Genomic DNA, 23,413 nt, shown 5'->3' with positions numbered 1-23,413 from the left:
GAATGTCAGATGAAAAATAGGGGGGTATACATGTCCATACTTTTAAAAGCGGGTGCAGACGCTGGAAATAATGGTTTAAAGTTAATGGTAAAAGGTCAAAATCCGATTTATATTCCAAGTATATATTCACTGTATATTGGAGAAACGACAGGCTTATTAGATGAAGAGGATGTACCAATATCTGAAGTGGAAAATCATATTGATGTAACGATTAGTTCGCCCTCACTTATGTTAAATAATGTGCGTTACATTGTTGGGCAAAAGGTTATTAATGATCAACTCAAAGGGACAGAAGTAGAGAAAAAATCTGATAAATCTACTGATGATTTGATGGTTCTAACGATTTTATCGGGTTTGGCAATTGGTGCTATGCGTCATAGTCCGAAATTAGATGAGATTAATATTCGTTACGATTTATCAGTTGCTCTTCCAATGCAAACAATTACGCAAGAAATAGCAGCGGAAAACGCTAAACGTTATATGGGAAATCATAAAGTTATTTTTCATTATCCAGACGGAAGAGATGTAACGATAAATGTATCCATTGAATACTGTAAATGTTTACCTGAAGGAGCATCTGGAACGTGGGGAATTGTATACGATGAAGAAGGTAATGTTTTAAAACATAAAGTCGAAAATGAAAAAGATACAACTACTGAAATTGATTTTGTTGATAAAACATTATTATCTTTTGATATAGGTGCTGGTACAACGGAAGAAGTCGTTTCATTTGGAGTGAACTTTAGACCGCAATTAAGTAAAGGATTGTCCTATGGGGTAAAAGAAACTTTATTGCAAATTATTACAAGGTGGAATCGGAAGCATCCAACAAAAACAATAGATAGCATTACAGAGTTTAATCAAATTTATTTAAATGAGAAACATCCAAGGCACGAAATGCTAGTAGAAGAGTCACAACAAGCATTTCTAGGATTAGCTGCACGAGTTGCAACGGACATTATTAATAAAATTGATGATATGAAAGATGATCCATATGTATTTATCTATGGTGGCGGAGCGGTTATCATTAAAAATAGTTTACAACTTATTTTAAAACAGAAAGGCCGTTTGAAAAACGTAACATTTGTAGATAATCCATTATTTACTAACGCACGTGGATTATTAGTTTACACATGTTCACCGCGGTATAGAGAACATAAACAAAAAGAATTAGGGTTTACGAATTTAACAATTAGTTAGTTGGTGTGAACATGCGGCGTAAGAAGTATAAATGTGGTGATCGGGTAAAAATAAATTTAAATAAATCTGTATCTCCTGAAATGATTACTTGGATTAACAAGCAATCTGATGTAACAAGCTTTTTTTTATACGGTGTCCAGCAATTGTTTAAACAAGTAGGAGATATTGATGTATCAAAAACATTACCAAACAGCCATGTTTTTTCCGTTTACATTGAACCTACTTCTATGTTTAAAATTGAAGTAAATCCTTTTAGAAACATAACTATGAAAAAGAAAGAATCTACTGGCAGTGTAGAAGATAAGCCTTGGGCATTAACTGATGAATTAGATTGTCCTTTTTTTTAACACATATGAAAGACTGTGTAACCCCCTCCACTGTACATATGAGTTAAGTGGAGGGGATATTATTTACTTTGTAAGTTACACGTTTTGAACAACAAAAGTTACCGCATTTGTTTTTAGCTGAATTGATTTATTGTTACGCATGATGTTATATGTTAAATTTTTAACTTCCACATGGATTTCTCTCCATCCCTTATACATATTCTTAAGTGTATTCAGCATAATTTCGGTAGAAAGATTTATTTCTATTAGTGCGTCTAATTCTTCATTTGTTACTAAATCGATTTCTTGAACATTAGAATTTACAATTAGACAATTGATGCCGTTATGCTTTGTCCCATGTTTCATTGATAAGAGTACATGTTCAAACGATTCTTTCGTCTGAACATGTTCTAAACTCGACACCGCAACAATGTAATCATAACTTTCAGGATGAATATCATAATTTTCAATTTCTGTTTTTATTATTTCGATTGCGTCAAGTACATGGTGTTCTTTACTATTTTCTTTTAACTTTGTTAATGCAGAGTCTAGTAAATCGACACATGTAACTTTCCCGCCATTATCGAATATCTTTTGTGCGATTGGAATACTATTTCTTCCGACACCAGAACCGAGATCGAGTACTTTCACTTGCTTTTTTTCTTCAAAATAACTCATCATATCCATTACTGTTTTTACTGGCTTGTGAAGCCAAGAGCCAGCCTCGAACAATTTGTATTGCTCATAACAAAGGTCATGATACTTTTTTTCTTCTTGTCTAATGTACGCTATTCGATTCATTTTTTCACCTGCGATTTTTTATAATTAAAAGGATATGTTGGGCTGCCTTTCACCCTTGTTTTTAATCGAAATACACCACCAGAATTTGGATAAACTTCTAATTGTTTTGGACTCATTCTTGTTCTGGCAGTAGTAATATATAATTCTGTTAAGTCTGGCCCTCCAAATATACAGGAAGTTACATTCAATGCCGGGACAGGCACTGTTAAAATTTTTTCTCCAGTCATTGGATTCCATCTGGTGACTTTAGCTCCGCCCCAATGCGCAATCCACAAACAACCTTCTTCATCAATTGTCATGCCATCAGGTAGTCCATCATCATTAGGAATAGTAATGATATCTATTGGGTTATTAATTGTTCCAGTATGTATATCGTAATCAAAACGAGTAACTTTTTTAGTAGGTGTATCAATGAAGTAAAGATATTGATGGTCAGGTGACCACGCTAAGCCATTGGATGTGTTTACATTTTCTAGTTGTTTTTTCACACTATAATCCGTATCTAAGAAATATAAAGAACCAGCTTCATTAATCCCGTATAAATCTGTCGTTCCTGCCCAAAAACGTCCAGCAGGGTCACATTTTCCATCGTTAAAGCGGTTTTCTAGTAAATGAGGCTCTGGGTCATGAATAAGCATTAGTTCCTCAGTTTCAAGATTAAAAGAATGGAAACCGCACTCCATTGCTAATATAACCCTGCCAGATGCATCTGGAACGATACACCCAATTTGTTGGTCAAATGAAATTTCACGATTTGTATTCGTGATCGAATTATATATAAACAACTTTTTTTCTAAAATATCAACCCAGTATAGTAGGTGTTTCTCTTCATCCCAACAAGGACCTTCACCTAAGCTGGCTTTAGCATCGATAACTAATTCTAATTTTCCTAGCAATGTATCCTCTCCTTTCTGCAGGGCTAACCAATATATATTCGCTAAAAAAGATTGAAAATCCTTTGTTGAGGGAAAATTTTACAATTGAAACTTTGTAATTTATGGAAAACAACTTGTAAAAAGATGGCGATGAAGAGAAGAGTAGTTAAGAATGATTACATACAGAGAACTTTCGAGAAATCGTAACAACTTATTTTGTAGTAAGAGCACTGCAAGACTTAGGGAAAAAGACAAGGTTTATATTTTCAGGGGATGAATATGATCGCTTTAGGAAAGTGCCTAAAAACATTGATTCATCATTATGTTGAGGGAGCATAAAATTGTTTAATTTGCGATAAAGTCATAAAAAAATAATAAAGTTGTTCAAACAAATACCAATGATTGTATTTTGTAATCAAGTCTGATTGTGGAGGACCTCTTCTGAAATAATGGGATATTAATGTTAAAATAGATGAGGATTGTTAAACTATAGGATAGGATTATTTATTATATAATTATAACAAATAAAAGATAGATTAATTAAGGATGGTTGATATCTTGAAAACAAAAGCTACATATCAAACTTGGATACGAATTTACAAACTACTTATTTTCTTTGTTATTTCACTCATACTTCTCTTGGTGACATTATTACCTGTTCATGTATATTTGCGAGCTCTGTCGGGAATTTTAGCATTGCCCTTTATTTATATAACATTTATACTTTCTTATTCAGTTTACCAATTCGCAGCATTTGGAGGGAATTATCAGTCAAAAATACATGATTTAATTGTTGCTAAAGTAAATTGGGATGGAGAAGGAAAAATACTAGATATAGGAACAGGGAGTGGGTCTTTAATTATTAAATTGGCAAAGACTTTTCCTAAGTCCTATTTAACTGGAATTGATTATTGGGGCGGAAATTGGGAATATTCGAAAGCTCAATGCCAGCAGAATGCTGAAATAGAAGGGGTCTTTAATCGGATTGATTTTCTGAAAGCTAGTGCTGCAGAACTACCTTTTACTGATGACGAATTTGATATAATTGTAAGTTGTCTAACATTTCATGAAGTAAAAGATAGTGAAAATAAAATTGAAGTTATTAAAGAGGCATTAAGAGTGTTAAAACCTGGTGGTAAATTTATCTTCTTAGATTTGTTTATGGATGAAAAAATATTTGGGGATGAAAAAGAACTCTTAAATGTCTTAAAGAAACATGGTGTATCTGAATTAAATGGCTACAAGCTTGCTGAAGAAATGAAGTTACCGAGTATTTTATTGAATAAAAAAGTATTAGGGAATGCAATGATTTTGAGTGGAAGAAAATAACCACAGACTTCTCTATTGTACGGGCAACTACTTTATCAACTATGTAATACTTCTGAGTAGATAGACAATTTAGATGATATAGTTCACATTATCTTTAAGTTAATATATGTGATTGAGAATTGGAGATCCACACTATATAACCTTTGCGTGCTGCACTGGTAGATCTTTGTGGATCTTTTTTCTATTAGATAAAGAAAGGAATAGAATGAGAGCGTGTTATTAAGGGGTATAGAAAAAGAAAAGGGGATGTAAAATGAAAAGATTATTTTGAGGATTTTCTAATATTAATGCTTTTTATAGAGAGATCGCTGCTAAGTTATCGAACTTACCGAAATAACCGGATTCATAATTATGTTGAGGTGTAAAACTCCCTCATGTTTATTTAGGAGGGAATCAAATTATATTTTCAGAGTATAATAGAGTTAATATTAAAATAGCATAATAGTTTGAGGTGATAATATGAGAATTAATATGGTGATGTCTGGATATGGAACTGTTGGAAAAGAGTTTGTGAGATTAGTATTTGAAAAATCCTCATATATAAAAGAAAGTTACGGAATCGAACTCATCTTAACTGGAATAATTGGAAGTACAATGACCCTTTATAATGAAAAGGGATTACATATTCAAGAACTATTAAATTATGATACTGGTTCGTATGCATTAGAGGAGTATAGTAAGAACTATCCGTTTGATAAAAGTGAAAAAGCGCCTTATGGTCATGTGCTAATAGAATCTACTCCAACTAACATTCAAACTGGTGAACCTGGAAGAACATACATTGAGACAGCGATTGAAAACAATATGGATGTAGTAGCAATCTCAAAGGGAGCACTAGTTACTGCGTGGAAATAAATAAAAGAAAAAGCAAAACTCTCAAATGTACGCATTCGCTACAGCGGAGCAACTGCAGCGGCTCTTCCTACACTAGATATTGGGCAATTCAGTTTAGCGGGATGTCAAATTGAAAGTATAGAAGGCATTTTAAATGGAACAACAAACTATATTCTTACAAAGATGTATGAAGAAGGTGTAACATTCCAGGAAGCGTTGCAGCAAGCGCAACAGAAAGGGATAGCTGAAACAAATCCATCATTAGACATAAGTGGAATGGATAGTGCTTGTAAACTATTACTGTTAGCAAATAGCTTATTTCAGACAGAATACTCTCTTGATGATGTAAGTATAAAAGGGATAGAGAACGTTAAAAAGCAAGATATAGAAGCAGCAAAAGAACAAGGTAAATCTCTAAAACTAATTGGAGCAGCATATAGAGACTGTTCAGGTAATCTTAAACTTGAAGTTTGTCCGTGTGAAATAGAGGAAGGGCATCCATTGGCTCATGTAAATGGTACAGAAAAAGGAATTACTTTTCATACTGATACGATGGGGAAAGTAACTTCAATTGGAGGAGCTTCGAGTCCAAGAGGAGCAGCTGCGGCGGCTTTGAAAGATGTAATTAATTTGTATCGAAAAGATATATAGTGAAAAATATTTGATAGTATTTTAGAATATGTTATGATAAGTACCAAGTGAATATTATGTGTCCGCTAGGGGAGCCTCTTTATAGGCTGAGATCAAAATTTGAGACCCTTAGAACCTGATCTGGATGATGCCAGCGTAGGGAAGTGGAAGTGACGGAAAATCATATTTAGTAAGATGTTGACGATGTCCAATCCACTTTCTTTACGTGCGTAAAGAAAGTTTTTTTATTTTGTACGCACATTTTAAGTAATCTCGCAGCAAACAGATTGTTCATGAAATATGTATGGGAGGAATTATTATGTCATTTTCACAGTTATTACGTAAAGAAGTAAATTCAATTTGGGAAGCAAGTTTTAACCATCCATTTGTAACAAAACTAGGAGACGGAACATTAGATTTAGCTAGCTTCCGCTACTATGTACTGCAAGACTCATATTATTTAAGTCATTTCGCAAGAGTGCAATCGCTAGGAGCAGCGAAAGCTATTGAGTTAGAAACGACAGCACGCATGGCGCATCATGCACAAAATACATATCAAGCTGAATTATCACTGCACGAGAACTTTGCGAAAAAACTAGGAATTACGGAAGAAGAGAAAGAATCATTCATCCCTGCACCGACAGCTTATGCGTATACATCACATATGTATCGTGCTGCATATGAAGGTCATATTGGCGATGTGATCGCAGCCATTTTACCGTGTTATTGGTTGTATTATGAGATCGGTGAGCGCTTAAAAGGATGTAAGCCGGAAGAACCAATTTACCAAGAATGGATTTCTGCATATGGTTCTGACTGGTTCCGAACTTTAGTAGAAGAGCAAATTGCTAGGTTAGATGCCATTGCTGAAACTGTAACAGAAGCTGATCGTAAGCGAATGAAACAGCATTTTGTTATTAGTAGTCAATATGAATATTCATTTTGGGAGATGGCTTATACGTTAGAAACGTGGCCGGTGAAAGAGCAAGTTGAGGATATGAGTTTATAATAGAACATGCACCTGCAATAAAAACAAGTAATACTTTGCGTATTGATACATTTATAAAAATTTGCTCGAAAAACCTGTAGTCCAATACAGGTTTTCTCTTATTCACAGTCGTAAGATGCAATTTTATTAGTGATAAATGTGTTAGTTAATATGAAATAATTATATATTAAAAATTAGAAATAAGGTTTAAAATAAGAGATGTTTAGCACCTTACCCTTATATTGCACCTTATAATATTCTGAAAATTCGATCGTAATTTTATCAACTTTTAGGAAATGTTGATAAAATTAATTTGTGATATTATGGAAATAGTGTATAGTTGGTTGGTATCATGCAATGGTATTAAAAACGAAAGAGATCGCTTACCAACAATTGATTTGAAAAAGGTTTATAGATATATAATGAGTAAGGAAATCAAGAATAGGATGAAGTGTTAACTGTCAACATCAATTAAAGAATAAAGAAAAGCCACAAGAATACTTTTTAAAAACGTATAAAATAAAACAATTATCTAATTGGATAAAGATAAACATGAATCGTATGCAGATTTATAAGTTATAGAATCTCCTAGAAAAAGCACCTCGAAAAGTTGAGGTGCTTTTTCTATAAAAGATATTTAAGTACTCTAAACAAGTAATATCTGTTTTCAATATGGTTAATAGAAAGTTATAAAATTTTATAGTGGGAGGAATTTTGAAATATGAAGAAACGAAAGCAAAGTGGGACTAAATTATTACTTGCAAGTACAATTTTTGCATGTAGTATTCCAACTGTTACATATGGAGCAGAAGAAAATCCCATCATTCGTTCAGCTGTAAATAGTGCAGAAAATGTAGATGTAATCAAGGTCAATTCTTATCCTGAGTTATTTACTAATTCGTATAATAACCTGTTTACCCGACAGTTTAGCCCGGCGTTAGCAGAAACAGACACAAATGTTAGGGATATAAATAATATTAATGATGAAAATCCTTTTATAGCTACTACTTTAAATTTTATTCGTCATATGCAAATGAAAGATTATAAATCTGCATTTCATTTAACGTCACGACCTTTACAAAAAGTGCTATCTGAAAAAGAGTTAGAAAATTATTGGAAAGGGCTACCGATCCAATTGCAAGTGGGTTCATTTGTTGGAGTAGGAGAAGTAAAACAGAAGGAATCAAATGCTGTTCATACAACTATTGAAATTGGATTGGTATTTGAAAAATTCACTGTACCTTTCATATTTAGGTTGGATCCATCTGGAAAAATAGATGATTTTCAGCTTAGTATGACATCGGGCTCTGTTGCACCGCGCCCGGCATATAGTAAACCGGATTCATTTACTGAAAAAGAAGTAGTAGTTGGAAGTGGTGCATTCCCATTACCAGGAACATTGACTATACCAAAGGGAGAAGGGCCGTTTCCAACAGTTATTCTTGTTCAAGGATCTGGAGCAAGTGATCAGGATGAAACAGCATTTGCTTTAAAGCCATTTCGTGACTTAGCTGAAGGTCTTGCTTCAAAAGGAATTGCTGTTCTTCGTTACAATAAACGAACGTATGAACATGGCTTAAAAACACAATTTAGTCCTTTTTATACAGTTGATAAAGAAACGACAGACGATGCACTTTATGCAACCCGCTTTCTTCAAAACGAGCCGAAAATAGACAAAAAACAAATTTATATTCTTGGTCATAGTCAAGGTGGAATGATGGTTCCGAAAATGATCGAAAAAGACGAAAATCAAAATATTGCTGGAGCAATTGTAATGGGAGGACCAGCTCGTACAATCCAGGACGTTGTTTTAGATCAATTGGACTATCTTTTCTCTATGGGAGCAATGAAACTGGAAGAATATCAATTTTACAAATCACAATTTGAATTATTGAACGATCCTAATTTCTCCAGTAAGAATAAAGATTTTCATTTAGGATCACCAGTATTTTGGGACTCCATCCGTAAAATGAAGGCTGCTGAAATGTCTAAAGAACAAAAGACACCACTTCTTATTATTCAAGGAGAAAGGGACTATCAAGTTCAATCAAAAATTGAAATTCCGATTTGGAAAGAAGAATTAAAAGAGCGAGATAACGTAGATTATCGACTCTATCCAAAGTTAAATCATTTCTTTACAGAGGGAGATGGAGGGTTAAGTAAACCAGAAGAATATTATAGACCAGCTAATATTCCTGAGTATGTGATAAATGATATTGCTAATTGGTTGCAAAAACGAACGAAATAAAAATAGGGACAGTATATTTGTGAGAGCTCATTCCGTGTACAAAAAACACGGGCACCCAATCTGTGTTTTTTGTACTTATATGAAAAATTTCAGAGGAGTGTTTATCTATGACAAATGAAAATGAACAGAAAAGTATAGAAGCAATTTTAAAGATTGCAGGAAAAAATGGTTTACAATTAAATAAAGAAAGCGCTGAATTAAATGAATCAGGAATGGACTTTCAAGTTGTATTTGCTACTGATGAAAAGGGCACTTCATGGGTTCTTCGCAAACCAAGAAGACTAGACGTCATTGAAAGAGGAGCATTAGAAGGGAAAATACTTGAGCTTGTTCAAAAATATGTACCTGTTGCAGTACCAAATTGGAAAATCAACACACCAGAATTAATTGCTTATCCATTAGTAAAGGGGAACCCTGCAGCAGTGATTGATTTAGAAATACAAAATTATGTATGGCATATTCAAAATAATCCACCTTCTATAACATTTGTTCGATCTTTAGCAGAATCGCTCGTTGCTTTGCATTCAATTGATTATAATGAGGCGACTAAGTATGGCATCGAAGTTCTTCAACCTGCTGAAGCAAAGCAATTGTTAATAGATAGAATGCATCAAATAAAATCAAAACTTGGTGTGTCAGATGAACTATGGGAGCGTTGGCAAACATGGCTTGCGGATGAATCGTATTGGCCGAAGCATTCTGCATTTGTTCATGGTGACCTACATCCACCGCATATTTTAGTTGATGAAAATACGAAAGTAACAGGCCTGATAGATTGGACAGAAGCGAAAATAACAGATCCCGCTACTGATTTCACCCTCTATCTTACAATCTTTGGAGAGGATAATTTGAAAGTACTATTAAATGAATATGAAAAAGCAGGAGGGAAAGTTTGGCAGAGAATGTTTGAACATATTATTGAACTTGGTGCTGCTTATCCGGTAATGATTGGATTATTTGCACTACAGACAAAGGAAGAGGCACATATGGAAATGGCACGTGGAGCTTTAGGGATAGGTGAAAAATAGTAAATTATATTTCGTGAAGTAGCTGCGTTGTGAGGGAGAAGTATAATCATACTAACAAAGAAAGAGGTATATTCAAGTTGTTGAGCTCTTGACCATCACATATTTGAAGCCGGAAGAGTACGTTACATATACAGCAAGATAATTTCAAGATCCCGCTCATTTACAAAGAGCGGGATTTGTCATTTCTTTATGTAAATCTATATACCTATTGTCAATTATAGCTGTGTCTTTTTGTTTACTTTTTAGTATTAGTAGGATTAAGATGTTTTTTAGAAACCATTACATGATAGTTCGAAATGAGGAATGTGCGAAAAACACTTAAAATCGCTTTATGATATAGAAGATAAATAGCCGAAAGGAATGGAAAATTGTGAAAAAACTTGATGTGCTGTTAATGGTACTCAGCTTCCTGTTCCCAATTGCAGGTATTATGAAACAAATTCCTCTTGAATTGTCATTTTATTTAGGAGGACTATTATTTTTTACGAGTTTTGGAAGCTATTATGCAAAACGAATGTATTCACGAATATGTAGTTGGCTCGCTTACACGATATTTATCACGCTCTTGCTGGGGATTTGGAATCAATACGTAACAGCTAGTTCGTTACTCGCAAATGCTAAAATTGCTGCATGTATTGCGGTAATCCCATTAATATTTCGATTCCGCACCTATGCAATTACTTTAGGATTACTCGCGTTATGGGGTGGCTTATTGTGGGACATAAAACAAACGCAATCATTAGCAGTTCTAGGGCGCATCATGAACTTATTAACTGCAGAACGACTGTATCTACTTTTATTAGTAGTCGGATTTATATTTGGTGGGCTACTTGCTAACATGCTAAAACGTGGTAGCAACAATGAAAAACAAGAAAAAACAAAGTTATTTAAACAAAAAAAGAAACGGATTATGCCGAAAGTTAAGATACGTATTCCAAGTCTACCAAGATTAAAAGTAAACTTCGGTAGAAAATCTTCTAAACCGAAGAAACCGCATGCGTATGAACCAAAGCGTGAAGAAAAAGCACCAACGTATCATACAACGCAAATAGAGCAACAACATACCGAGGTTGAAACGACGCAAGGTCAAACAAGGATGGAACGAAGAAGAAGTCGTTATAATGCGTAGAGAATGTTTTTATACACATATAGGAACCCGCAATGCCCTTTGGGTGTTGCGGGTATTTATATAACATACACTGACAAAATAAAACTTAAAGTTCTTAGCAAAAATTGCTACAGTTAAGAACTTATGCATATTTCTGATTGTGGTGAAAAATTGAAGAACATTTCATTGCAGGAAGTGTTGATATTATTAACCAATTGATATGAGACTATTGAACATTCTTTCTAGTTCCTATTAATAATTAAATTTTCTATCATTTGTTGTTGACAAACTAAAAATAGTTCGATAATATCATAATTAAATTCACATAATAAAAATTACATAATAAAAATCGTTGACTAAGAAGAGTACGTTTAATTGATGCGTTGCAGAGAGCTGGGATTGGTGCGATCCAGTACGATAAATTATACCGAATGGGCTTAGGAGAGGTACGCTGAAACATTAGGAGTATGCGACCCGGGTTCCGCCGTTACAAGGATGAGGATATCGAATCTATTTTTTCCGTATCCAAAAACGAGAGGATTCGTAGTCAATGTGACAACGAATCAAAAGAGGTGGCACCACGGTATAATCGTATATATCGCCCTCTACATGCCTTATGCATGTAGAGGGCTTTTTGCGTTCACACGCGATTTTTCGTATTCGACAACTAAAAATTAGAGGGAGGAATTAGCATGAATTTATTAGCAGCGACAAATGGATATTTTGGAGAATTTGGAGGGAGTTTTGTACCAGAGCAACTTCAAGAAGCTTTAATTCATCTCGATGATGCATTTAATCAATATAAAGATGATCCAGAGTTTATGGAAGAATATGAGTACTACTTAAAAGAATATGTAGGGCGTCCGAATCCACTGTATTATGCGAAGCGTTTGACTGAAGAAATTGGTGGTGCAAAAATCTATTTAAAAAGAGAAGATCTTAATCATACAGGAGCTCATAAAATTAACAATGTATTAGGACAAATTTTGCTTGCGAAGAGAATGGGAGTTAAACGCATCATTGCAGAAACTGGAGCAGGACAACACGGGGTTGCGACCGCTACTGCCTGTGCGATGTTCGGAATAGATTGCACGATCTATATGGGAGGAATGGATACAGAACGTCAACAATTAAATGTATTTCGTATGGAACTATTAGGTGCGAAGGTAGTAGCTGTTCAAGAAGGAGGGCGTACTCTTAAAGAAGCAGTAGATGCAGCACTTGAAGATTACGCTCAAAACTATGAAAGTACATTTTATTTATTAGGTTCTGCACTAGGACCACATCCGTATCCAACGATTGTTCGCCACTTCCAAGCTGTAATTGGGAGAGAAGCAAGAGCGCAGCATATTGAAAAAGAAGAACGTCTACCTGATTATTTGGTTGCTTGTGTAGGTGGAGGAAGTAATGCGATTGGGTTATTCGCCCCTTTTTATAATGACAAGGAAGTAAAAATGATAGGTGTTGAACCAGGTGGTAAAGGAATTGAAACAGGGATGCATGCGGCGCCTCTTACAGCAGGAGAGCCTGGTATCATCCACGGATTTAAATGCTATATGATGAAAGACGAAAATGGAGAAATTGCAGAGGCACATTCTATCGCAGCGGGACTGGACTACCAAGGTGTTGGGCCAGAGCATAGTTATTATAAAGAAACCGGTCGTGCAGAATATGTAGCAATCAATGATAACGAAGCATTAGAAGCGTTTCATAAATTATCTCGTGTGGAAGGGATTATTCCTGCATTGGAAAGTTCTCATGCAGTGGCGTACGCTATAAAATTAGCAGCCACTTTACGAAATGATCAAAGTATTATTGTGAATTTATCTGGACGTGGTGATAAAGACGTACAGCAAGTGTTCGAAATGAATAATCAGAAATAACAGTATATAAAAATGGGAAAAGCGATGTTTCGTTCAGTGTTGAATAGAAAATCGCTTTTCTCTATGTTTTTCACCAGGATTACATCTTTTTTCAATTAAAGCTATCCGCCCATTAATTACAAGTCAACGTAATGCCTTTATATTTAATTGTTTTTATACAGTATCGGAATATCAAAAATGAAATTATAAATGACAGTATTTTGAACAATAAAGAATTAGATTGTTAATCATTTCTTTATTGAATATTCATAATTTAAAAGAATCACATTGACGGAGGTGTTAATATTGCTCATTATTATCACTATATCAGCATGTCTTTTAGTTTGTATTAGTTTATTACATGTTTACTGGGCATTCGGAGGAAGATGGGGAATAAAGGCAGCGATTCCAACTGAGTCAGGAGAAAAAGCCTTCATCCCTGGAACGGGTATGACATTATTAGTTGCACTATTACTATGTGTAGCGGCGTTAGTTTTGTTGTTACAGGCAAACCTTATCTTCTCTTTTATTCCACGTATGATCGTTCACTTTGGTTCGTGGATTTGCATGTTTATATTTGGATTAAGAGTGGTTGGAGAATTTAATTATTTTGGCATCTTTAAAAAGAAAACAGGTACGTATTTTGCGAAAATGGATAGCATGTTGTTTATTCCACTATGTGCGTTTTTATCTTTTTCATTCCTTTTGGCTATTATTATATAAAAACAAAGAAATTACCTTATGTATATATGTTACACTAAACATTACATCATTTTATGAATAGAGGGAATTAAATGATAGAAAAAATAGAGAAAATAAAAAAAGTCGTCAATGAAATGCAAGAAGATGAAGCAAAACAGTTGCTGCAAGGTATTTTAATACAGTTAGAGTTGTTAAAAAATGATTATAATGCAGATTCACTTACATATTTAACGAGCATTCCGAGTGAATGGATAGATTATGCAGAGCATAAGAAAAATATAGCTGAGAGCACACATATTCATATTACTTTTGGTGAGTCTAGTGCAGGGTGTTTAAAATACATGTTAAAGAAAAAGAAATTGCAGCGAGAGTATGTTATTTCATTTTCAGAGTTTTTTTCGATTGGCTCGATCAATCAGTTGGAGACAGCTGCTGGACAGCATTTGAGGCAGCAATGGCTATCTAAAAACTTAAATTTAGAAGATTCATATTTTGAAGAAGAATATTTACCAAAGTTTATCCAATCATTACAAGAACTACAATCCATTCCAAGTGATATGCCGATTACAATTTGGAGTGGAGAGAATGCAAATGAATACGTTGGATTATGTTTTGCGCTTTTTCATTTAAAAGATAAGAAAAACATTCGAATCATTCATACATCGGAAGCTTTTAGAAAGTTGTTTCAAAAAGAAAATGAAACTCATGGAGTTCACGGGACGAGTGCATTAGCGCCCGAGCAGTTAGCAACGATTTATGAGAAATATGAGAAGGGTGTAGTACTTACTGAAGAGACGCGAAAACAGCTAGAGCAAGAATGGAACTTACTTTCTGAAACGAAAGATTTATTACGAATTTGGGAAGAGAATAAAATTTCATCTGTGAAAGAAACTTATTTTGATTCTTTTATTATTGAATGCGCAAAAAATTTGGAGAAAGAAAGAGAAGAAGAATTTTATAAATCAGCGAGGCTTATTGGAGAGGTTCTTGGTCAAATAGAACAGTCAGTAGGGGATGTATTTCTCGAATATCGCTTGCGTACATTAATTGAGCAAGGTGTATTCGAAATGAAGGGGTCTTTGAAAGCAATGCGTTATTATAGTGTTCGGTTAAAAAAGTAACAAACATTAGATATTGTTTCAAATGTAGATTAGGTCATTTACAAGAATTAATAGCAAAAAAGTGCTTATGTCATAGCGCATAGGCACTTTTTTTGTTAGATTTTGAAATTCATTATGTATTTTAGCAATTTCCGCTACAGGAAGTAACATGAAAGGGAGTTCATAGTTGCTTACTTGAAACCTTTCAATTTTATATCCCAATGGAAAAAGATATCTTCTAGTTTTAAAATTCTTTTAATTGTATCACTACGATACATCATAAAGCGCAAGGGGATGAATAGTATAGAAAGTGATGAATTAGATATTTTTAGGGGGTGTTTTAATCAATCGGTTTGTTTGCTATTGGTATCAATCGATGATAGAGACAATTTCAGACTATGTTCATGTAAGAAAGATACCCTTTGCAACCAAGTTAGTTATTACAGCCTTATTGAGTACACTTGCCACTATGCTTCAATCAGCTGGAGGCTTTATGCCTGGTATAGGCTTTCTAATTAGTTGTCTAGCGACATTACCAATTTTTTTAGTTACTTGCTTTTCAATCCGCCAGGGAATCCTCTCTTATATCCTTACAATTTTTCTTTTATTGTTTATTCAGCCAAGTGAACTCATTATCTTCCCCTTGACAACAGGTTTATTAGGTGTAGCGATGGGTGTGTCCTTTTTATATTTGAAGCGGAGAATTATGGTTGTTTCCTTTTCATCATTATGTCTACTTGTGGGCATTATGACGACTCTATATGTCTTCCGTTTTCCAGTGCTAGGCCCTGTTGTAGATACAACTATAGGTTCAAAGGTTATTGCAATCATATTTATAGTGAGTTTTCTTTACTGTTGGATCTTCGCGGAGCTTTGTAGAATACTTATGAATAGATTGTGTCAGAGATTACTTTAGAAGTTGAGTAAAATCTCTTGGGGCAAGTAAGGAATGTAATACATGACCTACAAGTATAAGGCATTACTACGAAGGTATGGTGATGTCTTATTTCATTAGAATATGAATCGCTAACTTAGAGAGTAGATTGATAGAGATGTACAGAAACAATAAAGTCGTTTTAAAATAGATTGTACACTTTAATTGAGTTGAGTAATGTAATACCCACATAGAACCTACTAAAATTAAAAGGAAATTCCTCAAGCCTAATTTGATAATAATGGCACAGTTCTAATCATATTCTTATAAAGGAAGATAATAAGAAGGAGTGTAAAGTTAATTGATAAAAGTTAAGGTTAGTTTACGCCCCGTTGTAAGTAAGATAAATTTACCCACTGTTTTGAAAACAGCTATACTTCCTGGTGACTCAAGTGAAAGATTATTTATTGCTACCCAGGTAGGAGAGATCTTTTTCATAGGAGACGGAGCTATAAAGCCTTTTTTAGATATTCGCCCACGAGTCATAAAATTAGGTAATTCTGAACAAGGTGTTTCTGGTAGTGGCTATGATGAACGCGGATTGCTAGGGCTAGCATTTCATCCGAAATTCTATTATAACGGTTTATTTTATCTGCATTATTCAGTCGCTAGAACACAAGGACCAGGGGCTCTTTCTGAACATTTTAAGCCTAATCCATGCGATCCCAAAACTTTAAACTTAAGGTGGATAAATAGAGAAACTCAGTATGATCATATTGATACAGTTGAAGAATGGATTTTACAATTGAATGGTCAACCTCAAAAACGACGGACTTTACTTAACTTAAGAAGACCATTTTTTAATCATAATGGTGTCAATAGCTTAAACTTTTCACCTGAAACCGGAAACCTTGTTTTAACAACTGGAGATGGTGGTTCAGGCTATGATCCATTTAATTTAAGTCAGGATGATATGGAGATAGCTGGTAAAATAATTGAAATTGATGTAGCGAAGAATACATTTATCAATAATCCACCCGTAGTCACTCGTTTTAATGAACTTCCCTCATCTATTCAAGAAACGCTTACGGTAATTGTTAAAGGAGTTCGCAATATAACAGGCATTTCATTCCAAAAGTTTTATAATCAGTATATCAAATATGCTGGAAATGTCGGACAGGATTTGGTAGAGTCGATTTTTTCATTCGTTCATTATAAACCAATACCGGTTACTCAGCTTGTTCAAGCTTCTTTAATGAGATCTAACCTTGACCAAATAGGATTTATTAATTTCGGTTGGCGAGGGTGGGAAGGTGATTTTCCTACTTCGTTTATAAGGGGATGTTCTGCAGATCCGACTTTGGATGAGAAAACAATTGCTTATTACAATGAAACCTTAAAAACTTCAGTGAGACGTCTTCAACCTCTAACGAATTATTTCCATAAGGATTCCCGCCCCGATAAGTTTGGGGGAACTGCACTTACAGGAGTCCAACCATATATGGGGAATGAAATTCCGAATTTAACAGGAAGCGTTGTATTTACCGATCTTGCTCGGCATGAAGAATCTCGGCCTCCGGTTAGAGGCGTTTTAGCTTACACTAGGGTAAGAACAGATTATAAATCAAATGATTTTAGTGTTATTGAAACTGATTATAATTTCGGGTCTCAATCGGCTTATTATGTTACTTTTGGAACGAATCTGGATCAAACCAGATTATATTTAGGAGTTTATGGCTCTATGAAAGTGACTGATTTTAACCAAGGTACTATTTTTGAAATTGTCCCGTGATATATAATTATAAAATTCGATAGCTGGAGTATTTGTCATACATTTATACGATGAAGACAACGAAAAGGAGAATTTTAAAATAAGACGAATGGTAGCTTTGAAATAAGATTTGTACAAAAATGTAGTTTTACTACGGATCAAATAAGCCTCGTATTATCCATGAGGTTTATTTGTGTTGGACTAATAAAGGCATTTCATTCTGTTCTTTTGGTACTATAAAATTTTAGCTCGATGATTATGGGGCGCTTTTACTTCAAGATGAAGAGAGCGGTTGATTGATCATTTAAAAATCCTCGTGTTATTTGGGCTATATAAATAAGCTACATAAAAAAGCAATACAACATATGAATGGATAAAGTAATTAATCATAAGAGGTGATTTTTTCTATGTATAATCAACAAGGCTATTTTCCATATGTGGATTACAATCAAATGGCATATTATAACCCACAAGTTTCCGGTTATGAAACAACTGAAGAACTAAGAGATGTGGAGCTTGAAGAATATCGACCTGATGATGCGGAAGATGCACCCACGTCACCACCGCCATCACAAGCTCCTTCTGTACCATCAACATTCGCTGCTCCTGCACAAAGTGGAAATATAAAAGCATGGATGTGTAATTGTCTAGGAAGATGGGGCTATATGCGATTACATCGCCCAGGCCCTTTCGGAAGAGATTTATGGTTTTTCCCAACTGAAGTGAGACGAAATGGAGTATCAGGATACACATGGCAAGCTGGACGACGCCGAAAAGTGAGTTATCGATATCAACAAATTAGTAATTTCATGTGCTTTGCGTAGTAACCAAACAAGCGATAAGAAGAAAAGCTCTTCTTATCCCGCATTAACGGGCAGTAAGACCCCGATTCCAAGATTCAGAGAGAAAGTAATGTCCAGCTCTAGCGGCTAAAGAAGGTAGGTGGGGAGTCAACTGCCCGTAAAAGCCCGATTGGTTCAACTAATAATCAGTGGGGGATGAAGAAAACCCCCACTGATTAAAGTTTCACTTTATCGCTTGTATTTTGAAATGAATTATTTTTCAATATATAAGGTAATATTATAACGAAATATTTACAATTTTCTCTCTCCTTATAAGGTATAATTCATATGTTGATTGATTTCCACAAATAGAAGAGAGCGAGGGAGTACAATGTCTTTCAAAAACAAGGTTGGCTACAAAGTAGAAGATGGCATTCATTTAGCTTCTGCCGAATTTAAAGAAGATGCGTATGAGATTTATAGAGAATCGCGCAAATCACAACCGATTTTGTTCGTATCTAAAAGTGAACTTGGTACAGAATGGCTTATTACAAGATATGAAGATGCATTACCGCTTTTAAAAGATTCTCGTTTGAAAAAAAATCCTGAAAATGTATTTTCTCAAGAAGGATTGAACCCATTTCTTTCTATTGAAAATGGGGACCATTTAACGAAGCATATGTTAAATTCAGATCCACCTGATCATAATCGCTTACGAGCACTTGTTCAAAAAGCATTTACTCCTAAAATGATTTCACAATTAGATGAACAAATCCAACATATCGCAGATACTTTATTAGATCATGTCGAACTGAAACGCTCGTTCAACCTTGTTAATGACTATGCATTTCCATTGCCAATCAATGTGATTAGCGAAATGCTTGGTATTCCAAAAGAGGACCAAGAGAAATTTAGAGTATGGTCTCATGCGGTTATTGCTTCACCTGAAACACAAGAGGAAATAAAGGAAACGGAAGAAAAGCTATCAGAATTCATTACATATCTTCAATACTTAGTTGATGTAAAAAGGAAAGAACCACAAGAAGATTTAGTTAGTGGATTAATTCAGGCGGAAAGCGAAGGGAGTAAATTAAGTGCACCAGAGCTGTATTCAATGATTATGTTGCTTATTGTAGCAGGACATGAAACGACTGTGAATCTTATCACGAATACAGTTCTAGCATTATTAGAGAATCCCGATCAAATGCAATTATTAAAAGAAAAACCTGAGCTCATTGATTCAGCGATTGAAGAAGGCTTACGTTATTATTCTCCTGTTGAAGTTACAACAGCGCGCTGGGCAGCGGAACCTTTTATGATTCATAATCAAGAGGTTCAAAAAGGAGATATGGTGATTATTTCATTAGCATCAGCAAATCGGGATGAAAAAGTCTTTGTGAATCCAGAAGTATTTGATATCACGAGAGAAAACAATCGACACATTGCCTTTGGGCATGGAAGTCATTTTTGCTTAGGAGCACCGCTTGCTCGTTTAGAAGCAAAGATTGCAATTGCGACATTGTTAAAACGTATGCCTCACATACAAATAAAAGGCGGGCGAGAAAAAATGAAGTGGCAAGGTAATTATTTAATGCGTTCGTTGGAGGAACTTTCGCTGTCCTTCTAGAATAAATAATTGGAGACACGCATACATGTTTGGTGACTTACATAGAGTATGTATGTGTGATTTTAAATCGAAACGGAAGGGTGACGACATCCCAATGATCAACTAATTCTATTTTTTAAGAAATGTTCGTTATAAAACGAAATATTCTTCTGAATAGGATTAGTCTGTACATTTTTATATGTAAAAGGGATGTATTTTCGCGCTGCGAATAGACCTGTCTTTTATGATATGATTGTGCTGCCTCCTATTTAGAATGTAGAATAGGGGGCTTTTTTATGTCAATGAATGTAGAAGCGAAACAAAAGAGTAATATGTCCGTAGTATTAAAAAATCGATTTGTGCAAGCGATTATTGCTTCAGCATTATTTCTACAGATTGGAATTTGGGTTCGGAATTTTGCAGTACTACTTTATGTGATGGAAATGACAAATGGGGATGCTTTTGCTATTTCGATGATTTCAGTTGCAGAATTTGCGCCAATTTTTATTTTTTCATTTATAGGAGGGACGTTTGCGGATCGGTGGAAACCAAAAAGAACGATGATTTGGTGTGAAACTTTAAGTTCTTTATCAGTATTTGCAGTATTACTTACATTGATTTTTGGAAGTTGGAAAGTTGTGTTTTTCGTAACACTCATTTCAGCAATCCTTTCACAATTTTCACAGCCTTCAGGTATGAAGCTATTTAAACAACATTTATCTACAGAAGAAGTGCAATTGGCCATGTCATTATATCAAACCATTTTTGCAATTTTCATGATATTAGGTCCTATACTTGGAACGTTTATATTTCAAGCCTTCGGAATTTACACTTCTATTATTGTGACCGGCATTGCGTTTTTACTTGCGGCTTTCGTATTGTTATTTTTACCAAAAGATGTTGAAGAACAGGAAAAAAAGAAAAAAGTTAGCCTATTGCAAGAAATGATAGATGGAGTGAAATATGTAAAAGCGAAGAAGGCATTAACATTACTCGGTATTTGTTTTATGGCAGCAGGACTAGGGATTGGTCTGATTCAGCCACTCGGTATTTTCATTGTGACAGAACAATTAGGTTTATCAAAAGAAAGCTTACAATGGCTGTTGACTGTAAATGGAGCTGGGATGATTATTGGCGGCGCTTTAGCGATGGTATTTGCTAAAAATGTTGCACCGCAAAAGATGTTAATTTTCGGAATGTTAGCACAGGCGATTGGCATTGGTATCATTGGATTTTCGACAAATTTATGGATCACACTTATCGCTCAATTTTTCAGTGGTCTAGCTCTCCCTTGCATCCAAATTGGGATAAATACACTTATCATTCAAAATTCTGATACAGACTTTATCGGACGAGTAAATGGGATTTTAAGTCCATTATTTACAGGTTCAATGGTCTTAACGATGAGTGTAGCCGGTTCATTAAAAGAAGTCTTTTCACTTAGTACAATGTATGAAGGAACAGCGGTGCTCTTTATTATTGGGTCCTTATTTATTTTGCCAATATACAATTTGAAACCAATAGTAGAAACTTCAAATGAAGGTGGTGCTGTCCAGCATGAATCCTAATCCAAATGTAAAATTTCCTATTGAAGGAAACAAGAGTGTTCATTTTATTAAAAATACAATAACCAAACCAAATATTATTGTTGGAGATTATTCATATTATGATTCGAAAAATGGCGAAACATTCGAAGATCAGGTGCTATACCATTATGAATTTTTTGGAGACCGATTGGTTATAGGGAAATTCTGCTGCATAGCACCCGGTGTTACATTTATTATGAATGGTGCAAACCATAGAATGGATGGGTTCTCAGCTTATCCATTTAATATTTTTGGTCATGGCTGGGAGAAATACACACCTGCACTTTCTGATTTACCTTTTAAAGGAGATACGATAATTGGAAATGATGTATGGTTGGGTATGGATGTGACGATTATGCCTGGAGTGAAGATAGGGGACGGAGCAATCGTTGCTGCTAAATCAGTTGTTACGAAAGATGTTCTACCATATACCATTGTTGGTGGTAATCCTGCTACTGAGATAAAAAAGAGATTTCCAAATGATGTAATAAGTGAATTGTTAGAAATAAAATGGTGGGACTTGGACATTAAGGTTATTTCTAAAAATATTGATGTGATTGTAAGTGGGGATATGGAAACTTTACGAAAGATTGCTCTAAACAAAGAAATACGGAAAAAGGTAAAAAAATGAATACCAAAATGGTATCATACCTCCCGAATTTGTTAATGATAAAAAGAATAAGGAGGTGTGATACTTATGGCACAAGATGTTTTATGTGAAGTAAACAACTGTAAATTTTGGGGTAACGGAAATAAATGTAATGCAGACGCCATTTATGTAGTAAGTCATAAAGGGAATCGTGCATCTACAACGGAAGAAACTGATTGCAAAACTTTTAGTCCTGAAGCGTAAATGATAAAGGGTAACCGTATCGGGTTGCCCTTTTATTAATTATAGTATTGATAATAAATTTCATTTTCATTCATTATTTTTCCACTTTCTTGTATTTTGTATGCATTATTCATGAAAGTGTGTTTAAGAATACAGTTAATTTAAGAAACAAGAAAACGGAATAAAGCTGACTTTTATTCCGTTTTCTCTTTTCCAATTATCCCGTAAAATAAAATATTCATGATATCTTCGGTTAGTGGCAATATATTTTGGTAAACATCTTTCCGCTGTATATATTCATTTATTGCCTGCATATAAAATAAAATGGCTTCGTTAGATAAGCTTGGATCCACATATCCTTGTTCTTTTCCCTCATTAAATAAACTTACAAAACGCGGAAGAGCCTCTTTCACATAAAGCTCTTGAAGATAATTAGAACTAGAAGTATATTCCTTCATTAAATTCTCATAAAAATCCTGATGCATATGTTTTACAGCTTCTTTTTTCATAAAAATAAGTTGCTTTATTTTTTCTGGAAACGGAACATCACTATTTAGTATTTGTTCAAACTCCTCAAATGCTTGATTAACAGAATACATAAACACTTCATGAGTTAAATTATGTTTGCTTTCAAAATAGTTATAGATGGTCACCTGAGATACGTTTGCTTTTTTTGCTATTTCAGCAATTGAAATTTTTTGTACACCGTATTCTGTGAATAAAGTTAATGCAGCTTCTAATATATTTATTTTCTTTTTTTCTCTTCTTCGTTGAAATCCGTCCATTATTTCACCTCCATGTTAGTTTAATTAAATTTATGTAATAAAACAATAAAAATATTTCATAAACTATTGTCAAAAGATACACCTTTTGTATATTATGAACCATATAGGTTGAATTATTTCATAACTTTTTTTAAAAAGAGGATGAT

The 23,413-nt window shown here is 34.4% G+C and carries 20 protein-coding genes, 2 pseudogenes, 1 riboswitch and 1 other annotated feature; of the genes and pseudogenes, 19 read left to right on the top strand and 3 right to left on the bottom strand.

Annotated elements, in window-relative coordinates; all coding sequences use genetic code 11:
* The first annotated feature begins 30 nt into the window (after positions 1-30).
* Together CN373_RS09175 and CN373_RS09170 are read left to right on the top strand one after the other, a co-directional pair.
* The gene (locus CN373_RS09175; RefSeq protein WP_000025631.1) at positions 31-1,200 is read left to right on the top strand and encodes a ParM/StbA family protein; all 1,170 of its coding nucleotides are present in this window, start codon (positions 31-33) and stop codon (positions 1,198-1,200) included.
* Between the two features lie 11 nt (positions 1,201-1,211).
* The gene (locus CN373_RS09170; protein WP_001253147.1) at positions 1,212-1,547 is read left to right on the top strand and encodes a hypothetical protein; all 336 of its coding nucleotides are present in this window, start codon (positions 1,212-1,214) and stop codon (positions 1,545-1,547) included.
* A gap of 75 nt (positions 1,548-1,622) precedes the next feature.
* Here the strand turns inward: CN373_RS09170 and CN373_RS09165 are convergent, their stop codons facing one another.
* Together CN373_RS09165 and CN373_RS09160 are read right to left on the bottom strand one after the other, a co-directional pair.
* Positions 1,623-2,327: a class I SAM-dependent methyltransferase gene (locus tag CN373_RS09165; RefSeq protein ID WP_098359145.1), complete on the bottom strand. Its 705-nt coding sequence runs from the start codon at positions 2,325-2,327 to the stop codon at positions 1,623-1,625.
* On the bottom strand, positions 2,324-3,223 hold the full coding sequence (locus CN373_RS09160) for an SMP-30/gluconolactonase/LRE family protein (RefSeq protein ID WP_098359144.1): 900 nt from the start codon (positions 3,221-3,223) through the stop codon (positions 2,324-2,326). The genes CN373_RS09165 and CN373_RS09160 overlap by 4 nt, the downstream gene beginning before the upstream one ends.
* A gap of 155 nt (positions 3,224-3,378) precedes the next feature.
* On the opposite strand from CN373_RS09160, the pseudogene CN373_RS09155 reads away from it, so the two are divergent.
* The 17 genes and pseudogenes from CN373_RS09155 to CN373_RS09075 all read left to right on the top strand — a co-directional run.
* Positions 3,379-3,522 (top strand): annotated as a pseudogene (locus CN373_RS09155) (lysine--tRNA ligase); the annotation flags it as partial.
* A 235-nt stretch (positions 3,523-3,757) separates the two neighbouring features.
* Positions 3,758-4,531: a class I SAM-dependent methyltransferase gene (locus CN373_RS09150; RefSeq protein ID WP_098359169.1), complete on the top strand. Its 774-nt coding sequence runs from the start codon at positions 3,758-3,760 to the stop codon at positions 4,529-4,531.
* A 459-nt stretch (positions 4,532-4,990) separates the two neighbouring features.
* Positions 4,991-6,016 (top strand): annotated as a pseudogene (locus CN373_RS09145) (homoserine dehydrogenase).
* A 57-nt stretch (positions 6,017-6,073) separates the two neighbouring features.
* A riboswitch (TPP riboswitch) is annotated at positions 6,074-6,175 on the top strand.
* Positions 6,176-6,314: 139 nt separating this feature from the next.
* On the top strand, positions 6,315-7,004 hold the full coding sequence (gene tenA, locus CN373_RS09140; RefSeq protein WP_098359143.1) for a thiaminase II: 690 nt from the start codon (positions 6,315-6,317) through the stop codon (positions 7,002-7,004).
* Positions 7,005-7,704: 700 nt separating this feature from the next.
* A complete protein-coding gene (locus tag CN373_RS09135) occupies positions 7,705-9,231 on the top strand; it encodes an alpha/beta hydrolase (protein WP_113745324.1) in 1,527 nt (508 codons plus the stop codon).
* 107 nt (positions 9,232-9,338) lie between these two features.
* A complete protein-coding gene (locus tag CN373_RS09130; RefSeq protein WP_098359142.1) occupies positions 9,339-10,259 on the top strand; it encodes a macrolide 2'-phosphotransferase in 921 nt (306 codons plus the stop codon).
* A 370-nt stretch (positions 10,260-10,629) separates the two neighbouring features.
* A complete protein-coding gene (locus CN373_RS09125; protein WP_098359141.1) occupies positions 10,630-11,388 on the top strand; it encodes a DUF3959 family protein in 759 nt (252 codons plus the stop codon).
* A 322-nt stretch (positions 11,389-11,710) separates the two neighbouring features.
* Positions 11,711-11,976: a binding site (T-box leader), on the top strand.
* Positions 11,977-12,059: 83 nt separating this feature from the next.
* Complete coding sequence (gene trpB, locus CN373_RS09120; RefSeq protein WP_098359140.1) at positions 12,060-13,250, top strand: tryptophan synthase subunit beta; 1,191 nt, start codon at positions 12,060-12,062, stop codon at positions 13,248-13,250.
* 285 nt (positions 13,251-13,535) lie between these two features.
* A complete protein-coding gene (locus CN373_RS09115; RefSeq protein ID WP_000905437.1) occupies positions 13,536-13,952 on the top strand; it encodes a DUF3995 domain-containing protein in 417 nt (138 codons plus the stop codon).
* Positions 13,953-14,023: 71 nt separating this feature from the next.
* Complete coding sequence (locus tag CN373_RS09110) at positions 14,024-15,052, top strand: DUF1835 domain-containing protein (RefSeq protein WP_098359139.1); 1,029 nt, start codon at positions 14,024-14,026, stop codon at positions 15,050-15,052.
* Positions 15,053-15,374: 322 nt separating this feature from the next.
* Complete coding sequence (locus CN373_RS26125) at positions 15,375-15,947, top strand: hypothetical protein (RefSeq protein WP_098359138.1); 573 nt, start codon at positions 15,375-15,377, stop codon at positions 15,945-15,947.
* A gap of 319 nt (positions 15,948-16,266) precedes the next feature.
* Positions 16,267-17,697, top strand: coding sequence for a PQQ-dependent sugar dehydrogenase (locus CN373_RS09100; RefSeq protein WP_098359137.1), 1,431 nt, complete (start codon positions 16,267-16,269; stop codon positions 17,695-17,697).
* A 386-nt stretch (positions 17,698-18,083) separates the two neighbouring features.
* The gene (locus tag CN373_RS09095) at positions 18,084-18,500 is read left to right on the top strand and encodes a hypothetical protein (protein WP_000282676.1); all 417 of its coding nucleotides are present in this window, start codon (positions 18,084-18,086) and stop codon (positions 18,498-18,500) included.
* 349 nt (positions 18,501-18,849) lie between these two features.
* Positions 18,850-20,085 (top strand): cytochrome P450 family protein, encoded by a 1,236-nt coding sequence (locus tag CN373_RS09090; RefSeq protein WP_098359136.1) that lies wholly within the window; start codon positions 18,850-18,852, stop codon positions 20,083-20,085.
* Between the two features lie 275 nt (positions 20,086-20,360).
* Positions 20,361-21,632 carry an MFS transporter gene (locus CN373_RS09085; protein ID WP_000062429.1) on the top strand — a complete coding sequence of 424 codons (1,272 nt, stop codon included), beginning with the start codon at positions 20,361-20,363 and terminating at the stop codon, positions 21,630-21,632.
* Positions 21,622-22,281: a Vat family streptogramin A O-acetyltransferase gene (locus tag CN373_RS09080; RefSeq protein WP_001069211.1), complete on the top strand. Its 660-nt coding sequence runs from the start codon at positions 21,622-21,624 to the stop codon at positions 22,279-22,281. The genes CN373_RS09085 and CN373_RS09080 overlap by 11 nt, the downstream gene beginning before the upstream one ends.
* A gap of 66 nt (positions 22,282-22,347) precedes the next feature.
* Positions 22,348-22,503, top strand: coding sequence for a DUF1540 domain-containing protein (locus CN373_RS09075; protein ID WP_000046096.1), 156 nt, complete (start codon positions 22,348-22,350; stop codon positions 22,501-22,503).
* Positions 22,504-22,676: 173 nt separating this feature from the next.
* On the opposite strand, the gene CN373_RS09070 is transcribed toward CN373_RS09075, so the two are convergent.
* Entirely contained in the window at positions 22,677-23,267 is a 591-nt protein-coding gene (locus CN373_RS09070) for a TetR/AcrR family transcriptional regulator (RefSeq protein ID WP_000348619.1), read from the bottom strand.
* Positions 23,268-23,413: the final 146 nt, after the last annotated feature.

The organism is Bacillus cereus, assembly GCF_002561295.1.
GTDB lineage: Bacteria > Bacillota > Bacilli > Bacillales > Bacillaceae_G > Bacillus_A > Bacillus_A cereus_S.
Note: the sequence above shows the minus strand (reverse complement) of the source record. Positions and strands in the feature narration are given on the sequence as shown.

What these genes read in the sequence shown, in the direction of transcription:
- CN373_RS09090 (WP_098359136.1), top strand. Translation starts at nt 18,850, where the DNA reads ATGTCTTTCAAAAACAAGGTTGGCTACAAAGTAGAAGATGGCATTCAT.
- CN373_RS09085 (WP_000062429.1), top strand. Translation starts at nt 20,361, where the DNA reads ATGTCAATGAATGTAGAAGCGAAACAAAAGAGTAATATGTCCGTAGTA.
- CN373_RS09080 (WP_001069211.1), top strand. Translation starts at nt 21,622, where the DNA reads ATGAATCCTAATCCAAATGTAAAATTTCCTATTGAAGGAAACAAGAGT.
- CN373_RS09110 (WP_098359139.1), top strand. Translation starts at nt 14,024, where the DNA reads ATGATAGAAAAAATAGAGAAAATAAAAAAAGTCGTCAATGAAATGCAA.
- trpB (WP_098359140.1), top strand. Translation starts at nt 12,060, where the DNA reads ATGAATTTATTAGCAGCGACAAATGGATATTTTGGAGAATTTGGAGGG.
- tenA (WP_098359143.1), top strand. Translation starts at nt 6,315, where the DNA reads ATGTCATTTTCACAGTTATTACGTAAAGAAGTAAATTCAATTTGGGAA.
- CN373_RS09075 (WP_000046096.1), top strand. Translation starts at nt 22,348, where the DNA reads ATGGCACAAGATGTTTTATGTGAAGTAAACAACTGTAAATTTTGGGGT.
- CN373_RS09070 (WP_000348619.1), bottom strand. Translation starts at nt 23,267, where the DNA reads ATGGACGGATTTCAACGAAGAAGAGAAAAAAAGAAAATAAATATATTA.
- CN373_RS09135 (WP_113745324.1), top strand. Translation starts at nt 7,705, where the DNA reads ATGAAGAAACGAAAGCAAAGTGGGACTAAATTATTACTTGCAAGTACA.
- CN373_RS09170 (WP_001253147.1), top strand. Translation starts at nt 1,212, where the DNA reads ATGCGGCGTAAGAAGTATAAATGTGGTGATCGGGTAAAAATAAATTTA.
- CN373_RS09175 (WP_000025631.1), top strand. Translation starts at nt 31, where the DNA reads ATGTCCATACTTTTAAAAGCGGGTGCAGACGCTGGAAATAATGGTTTA.
- CN373_RS09165 (WP_098359145.1), bottom strand. Translation starts at nt 2,327, where the DNA reads ATGAATCGAATAGCGTACATTAGACAAGAAGAAAAAAAGTATCATGAC.
- CN373_RS09095 (WP_000282676.1), top strand. Translation starts at nt 18,084, where the DNA reads ATGTATAATCAACAAGGCTATTTTCCATATGTGGATTACAATCAAATG.
- CN373_RS09130 (WP_098359142.1), top strand. Translation starts at nt 9,339, where the DNA reads ATGACAAATGAAAATGAACAGAAAAGTATAGAAGCAATTTTAAAGATT.